General features: G+C 51.4%; 4 protein-coding genes. 1 reads left to right on the plus strand and 3 read right to left on the minus strand.

The window, feature by feature from the left end; all coding sequences use genetic code 11:
* The 3 genes from lacNas_RS05190 to treR all read right to left on the minus strand — a co-directional run.
* A partial coding sequence (locus lacNas_RS05190) for a YSIRK-type signal peptide-containing protein (protein WP_201346664.1) occupies nucleotides 1-1,023 on the minus strand: 1,023 nt, incomplete at its 3' end.
* Between the two features lie 303 nt (nucleotides 1,024-1,326).
* A complete protein-coding gene (treC, locus tag lacNas_RS05195; RefSeq protein ID WP_201336091.1) occupies nucleotides 1,327-2,979 on the minus strand; it encodes an alpha,alpha-phosphotrehalase in 1,653 nt (550 codons plus the stop codon).
* 9 nt (nucleotides 2,980-2,988) lie between these two features.
* Entirely contained in the window at nucleotides 2,989-3,696 is a 708-nt protein-coding gene (gene treR, locus lacNas_RS05200; protein ID WP_201330124.1) for a trehalose operon repressor, read from the minus strand.
* Between the two features lie 212 nt (nucleotides 3,697-3,908).
* On the opposite strand from treR, the gene lacNas_RS05205 reads away from it, so the two are divergent.
* On the plus strand, nucleotides 3,909-5,774 hold the full coding sequence (locus lacNas_RS05205; RefSeq protein WP_201330123.1) for a beta-glucoside-specific PTS transporter subunit IIABC: 1,866 nt from the start codon (nucleotides 3,909-3,911) through the stop codon (nucleotides 5,772-5,774).
* The last annotated feature ends 318 nt before the right edge of the window (nucleotides 5,775-6,092 follow it).

The following is a 6,092-nucleotide window of genomic DNA, read 5'->3' on the forward strand; positions in this document are numbered from 1 at the left end:
CCCGTCAGCCGCCGTGATTACCGGCGTTAAGCTGCTGTCTTTTCCTTCATCGCTTAAGCCAGGGTTGATGGCCCGGTTGGCTTGGACAGGGATGTAAAAATCCGCGTGCGTGGCGTTGGTGTTTTCAACCCGGCTTAAGGTCAAAGTGCCATCGCCATTGTTGATCAGGTTCCAAACCGCCTTGTTTTGCTCAAGCAGGGGAGTAGTGCCCGCCTCAAAAGAAAGCACGAAGTCCTTGCTGCTGCCTGTCCCCAAGCCTCCCGCGTTGTCAAAAGCGATCGTAAGCGGGCTGGAAGTCTGCGTTATGCCGGAAACGCTGAAGCGCAGGTAGATGTTTTGATTGCCTGGCGTCAAATTGACCGGTTTGTCCGCTGAACTGGATACCTCGCCGTCAGCGGCCGCGCTCTGGGCACTTTCAGCACTGTCGTAAACCGTGACGTTATAGCTGACGCTGCTTTCTTTAGCCGGCTGAGTTTCGGTTTGGCTTGAGCTGGGCTTGCTGCTCTCAGCAGTTTCCGCTGCTGAATCATCAGTTGCCTGCTGCTGTTCACTTTCTCCTGACGCCGGCTGGTCTGCGGCAGTTTCTTGAGTATCAGAAACGGCAGTTGCTTGAGTGCCGTCTTTTGCGGCAGAGTCGCTGGTCGTGCTTTCTGCTGAAGCATCAGTGCTGGCAGTCGCCGTGTTTTCCGCTGAAGCATCGGTGTTAGCAGTTGCCGTGCTTTCCGCAGAGCTGTCGCTGCTATTGCTTTGGCTCGTGCTTTCCGCTGAAGTATCAGCGCTGGTAGTTGCAGTGTCTGCAGAGCTTATGCCAGTGCTTGTATCTGTTGCGCTGCTGCTTTGGCTCGCGCTCTGCTGCACTGCAGTTTCAGTGGCGTTGTCGGCCGCGCTGACCAGCTGCCCGCTGTTTAAGACAAAGCAGGTGCCCAGAGCAACTGCCGCCAAGCCGACCGACAGCTTGCGAAAACCAAACTTTTCTTTCCCGTATAATTTGGCGTTGAAGTTGAGATCATGTTTATGTCTCATGATTGTCATCCCTTTATTATTTTATATTAGAAACACTATACAACATTGCAAAAAAAGCTACATAAATCGTTGAAACAACGAAAAATATGTAGAAACAGAAACCAAATTTTTTTGTTGAGTGTAGGAGAAAAGGACTTCCTCAACTTATAATCAAATTGAACAATATTAAAGTAAGTCCTTATAAATAATTTTAGCAAAAAATATGCTCAAGCGCTATCAAATGAGAAAAAACTATAATTATTAAAGCAAAACACCCTGCAGGCAGCCAGTTTTTGGTCTGGCGCTCGCAGGGCATTTATTTTTTTAGATCTTAAAGGCCAAAGTTTCGTATGGCCGCAGGCTCAGCTGGCTTGGCAGCTGGCTCATTTCTCTTTGGTAGTTGTCCAAAAGCACCTGCCCGCTTTCCTGCAGGTCGCTTGGCACGGACACAACGGTTTCTTTTCCGTAGAAGTTGTTGAAGACGGCTAATTTTTCCCCATTCAGCTCTCTGACATAGGCGAAGACTTGCCGGTCATTAGGCAGAATTTCCCGGAAACCGCCAGCGGAAATCACGGCTTCCTGCTTTCTCAAAGCAATCAGCTTCTGGTAGAAGGCGAAAATCTCTCCTTCAGCCAGTTCCTTTTCGACATTGATTTCGTCCTGGTGGGTCGGCATGAGCCACGGCTTAACTTGGCTGAAGCCGGCGTACTTGCTGGCATCCCAGTGCATCGGCACCCGGGAGTTGTCCCGGGCCTTGGTCTTGACGATTTCAAAGGCCTCGTCTTTGTCAATTCCCTTGTCCAGCAGTTCCTGGTAGGCGTTCTTGCACTCGATGTCTACGTACTCGTCCATTGACTGGTAGTCCGGGTCGATCATCCCCAATTCTTCACCTTGGTAGATGAATGGCGTCCCCCGCAAAAAGTGAACCGTGGCCGCCAGCATTTCCGCTGACTTTTCCCGGTAGCGGACCGGATCGCCGAAGCGGTTTAAGGCCCATGGCTGGTCGTGGTTGTTCCAGAAGACCGCGTTCCAGCCGCCGCCGGCCGTCATCCCTGTCTGCCAGTCACTTAAGAGTTGCTTCAGCTTCATGAAGTCAAATGGCATCTTGGTCCACTTTTCCCCGTCCTTGTAGTCGACCTTCAAGTGGTGGAAGGTGAAGACCATCGACAGTTCCTTTTCCTCAGGATTGGTGTAGCGGATGCTGTTGGGAATGGTCGTTGACGACATTTCCCCGACGGTGATTGAGTCTTCATCCTGGCCAAAAGTCGTCCGGTTCAGTTCCTTCAAGTAGTCGTGAACCACTGGCGTGTCGGTGTAGAGGGTCTTTTCTTCGGTTGGGTCGGTGGAGTCGACCAGGTCCTCGCTCTTGCCCGTCACGTTGATGACGTCAAAGCGGAAGCCCTTGACCCCCTTGCTCCGCCAGAAGTTGACCACGTCTTCCAGTTCTTTTCTGACTTCCGGGTTGTGCCAGTCCAGGTCAGCCTGGGTCGGGTCATAGAGGTGAAGGTAGTAGAGGCCAGTGTCGCCGAACTTGGACCAGGCAGGCCCACCGAACTTGGACTGCCAGTTGTTTGGCAGGCTGCCGTCGGCCTTGCCGGGTCTCAAGTAGAAGAACTTTTGGTATTTTTCATCCCCGGCCAGGGCCTTTTTAAACCATTCATGTTCAGTTGAGCAGTGGTTCAAGACCATGTCCAGCATCACACCCACGCCGATGTCGGCCAATTTGGCCTGCAACTCTTCAAAGTCGGCCATCGTGCCGAAGCGGGGGTCGATCTCTCTGTAGTTGGCGATGTCATAGCCGTTGTCGTTTTGCGGGGAAACGTAGAAGGGGTTGAACCAGATCATGTCCACGTTCAGCTTCTTGATGTAGTCGATCTTCTCGATAATGCCCCGAAGGTCCCCGATCCCGTCGCCGTTAGCGTCGTAGAAGGACTTTGGGTAGATCTGGTAGATGACTTTTTGACCTAAGTTTTGCATGTTTTTCTCCTATATTTTGCTGCGGCGAGCAAAGTCAATAAATCTGAAACGATTGGGGTTGTGGTAAGAAGCGGTCAATTGGAAGAGGGAAGTGTCCTCCAGGTAGACCATGCTTTTGACCAGGACGGCCTTTCTGTCCGGGTCCAGGTCCAGCATCTGGGCCAAGTCCTCACTCACGGTCTGCACGCTGACGTCCTTGACCGCGTAGGAAATCTTGAGGCCCAGGTCGTTTTCAAAGTAGTCATATAAGGAATGTTCAGCCACGGATGGGCTGATTTCCTTGACATACTTGGTGGAGATGTAGTCCACGTCCAAAACGTCGGGCTCATCGTCGATGATTCTGAGCCGCTTGACCTTGATGAAGGGCTCGGTATTCTCGCAGCTGAAATCTTCGGGAACTTCTTTTACTTCTTTGATTTCCAGGACCTTGGTCTCAGCTTTGAGACCCAGGGATTGGTTCAATTCGTTAAAAGTCGTGATTCGGGAAATCGGAAAGCTCAAGCGGGAAAAGTCGAGCACAATCGAGCCCTTACCCTTGATCTTCTGGATGAGTCCTAAACTGGTTAAGTCTTCCAGGGACTTTCTGACCGTGTTCCGGGATGCCCCGTAAAGGCCGGCCAGTTCGTTTTCGCTGGGCAGAAAGCTCTTGGGCGGGTAGATCCCGTGCCGGATCTTGCCGGCCAGGTCCCGGGTTATCATGTCTTGCTTGGCAGTCATTTTTTTGCCTCCAAATTCTTTTCTGCCCTCATTATAGCCGGAAAGGCAGATTTTTTCAACATGTATGGACAAGATAAATTGCCAAGAGAAACCGGAAACAATCCCGCAAACAAAAGATTTTAGAAAAAGTGTTGACAACTTGTGTGCACAAGTATAAGATAGAGACAGTTAAAAGAAAGCGGTTACCCCGCTAAGGTTTTTGGAGAATGAATATGGCAAAGAAAGATTACAGCGGCCTGGCGAAGACGATCATCGCCAACGTAGGCGGCAAGGAGAACATCAACAGTCTGATCCACTGCATCACGCGTCTGCGTTTCTACCTTAAAGACGAAAGCAAGGCCAACGATGAAGTGTTGAAGGAAACCGACGGCGTCATCGACGTAATGCACGCTTCCGGCCAGTACCAAGTGGTCATCGGCAACGCGGTTACCCAGGTCTACGACGCCGTGATGGCGGAACTGGGCGGCTTGCCGGAAGGCGGCCAAGAAGCTGAAGTTAAGGAAGACGACGGCAAGAACCCGGTTTCCAAAGCTTTTGGCAACTTGATCGGCTTCATCACTGGCTCCATGAGTCCGGTAGTTGGCGTCATCGCTGCTTCAGGTATCATCAAGGGGATTCTGGCCCTGCTCACTTTGCCGCAATTGGGGGCCCTTTTGAACGCTAAGAGCACGGCCTACATCACGGTCAGTGCCATGGCTGACTCAGCCTTCTACTTCCTGCCAATTCTGGTCGGCTTCGCGGCTGCCAAGAAGCTGAATGGCGACCCGATCGTGGCCGCGGTAATCGGCGGGGTCTTGACTTATCCGCAGCTGGTTACTTGGGGCGGGCAGTACAAGACCATGTTCAGCATTGGGGGCTTCAACTTCCAGTTCCTGAACTACACTTACTCAATCTTCCCAATGATTCTGGCAGCCTGGCTGGCCAAGAAACTGGAAGACTGGCTGAGAGACCACCTGCCGGACTACCTGCAGATGATCTTCACGCCATTGATCACCATCTTGCTGGTTTCAGCAGTGACCTTGATGGTTACCGGTCCGGTGATCCAAGGTGTAGCCAACGGGATCGCGGACTTGATCAACTGGGTTGTTTCAGCATCCGGCTGGATCGGCGGTCTTTTGATCGGTGCCTTCTACCAAGTTCTGGTCATCTTCGGCCTGCACTGGGGCGTTGTGCCGCTGGTTGCCCAGCAGATCGCCCAAAGCGGCCAGAGCTCACTGAACGCGATTATTTCTACTACCATGGTTTCCCAAGGGGCAGCGGTTTTAGCTGTAGCCTTGAAGACCAAGAAGAAGGGGACTAAGACTTTGGGTATCTCCGCAGCTGTTTCAGCCTTCTGCGGGGTTACGGAACCAGCTATCTACGGGATCAACCTGCGCTTTAAGAAGGTCTTCATCTCAGGTTTGATCGGGTCAGCGGTTGGCGGCTTGATCACTGGCTTGATGCACGGGACCATGTACGGCTTTACCGGTTCTTTGATCGGTTTCTCATCCTTCTTCAACCCGAAGAATCCAAGCGACTTGACCAGCTTCTACGCCTTCCTTTTGTCCAGCGCGGCAGCTCTGGTAATCTCCTTCATCGTAGCCTGGGTATGGGGCTACAACGACGAAATGGTTGCCGGCAAGAAGGTTGAAAAGAAGCAGCGGCCAGGCAGCGAAGCCAAGCAAAAGAGCGAAACTCTGACTGCTCCGGTAGCTGGCAAGGTGATTGCCCTGTCAAGCGTCAACGACCCAGTTTTTTCAACTGGTGCCATGGGCGAAGGCTTCGCGGTAGTGCCAACTGAGGGCGTGGTTAAGGCTCCGGTTGACGGTGAAGTAGCAGCCTTGTTTGAAACTGGCCATGCGATTGGCTTGAAGACTACGGCTGGCGCGGAAGTGCTGATCCATATCGGGATCGACACGGTCATGCTTAAGGGCAAGGGCTTTAACGTCAAGGTTGCACAAGGTGACCTGGTTAAGGCCGGGCAGACTCTGATCGAGTTTGACCTGGACGGCATCAAGGAAGCCGGTTACGACCCAACGGTCATGACGGTAGTCACTGACAAGCACGGCGTGGACGTTAAGCTGCCGAGCGTTGAATAATTTATAGACAAAAGCATTTAGTACTAATAACTTGGGATAATGTCCCAGAAAATTTAAAATGTTAGCGGGGGATTTTCCCCGCTATTTTTTATGTGAATTTGTGATACTTGTGCATTTTTTGCCCCGGCTGCATTACCAGCAGCATTATTAGCTATTTAAGAGCATAATACTAGTGGCGAAAAACGTACTTAATGTGTTTGATTATATGTAAGAGATAGCAGGTAGGTTTTAAGTTGAATTAGCGTAAGGAAAGCCAGAACTTTGCTTTAGGTTAGAGCGCAAATTTTAGTCATACTTCAGAAACATATGTTTGGGGAT

This window comes from Lactobacillus nasalidis (assembly GCF_016587775.1).
GTDB lineage: Bacteria > Bacillota > Bacilli > Lactobacillales > Lactobacillaceae > Lactobacillus > Lactobacillus nasalidis.

Coding starts and splice junctions, on each gene's coding strand:
- treC (WP_201336091.1), bottom strand. CDS start 2,979: ATGCAAAACTTAGGTCAAAAAGTCATCTACCAGATCTACCCAAAGTCC.
- treR (WP_201330124.1), bottom strand. CDS start 3,696: ATGACTGCCAAGCAAGACATGATAACCCGGGACCTGGCCGGCAAGATC.
- lacNas_RS05205 (WP_201330123.1), top strand. CDS start 3,909: ATGGCAAAGAAAGATTACAGCGGCCTGGCGAAGACGATCATCGCCAAC.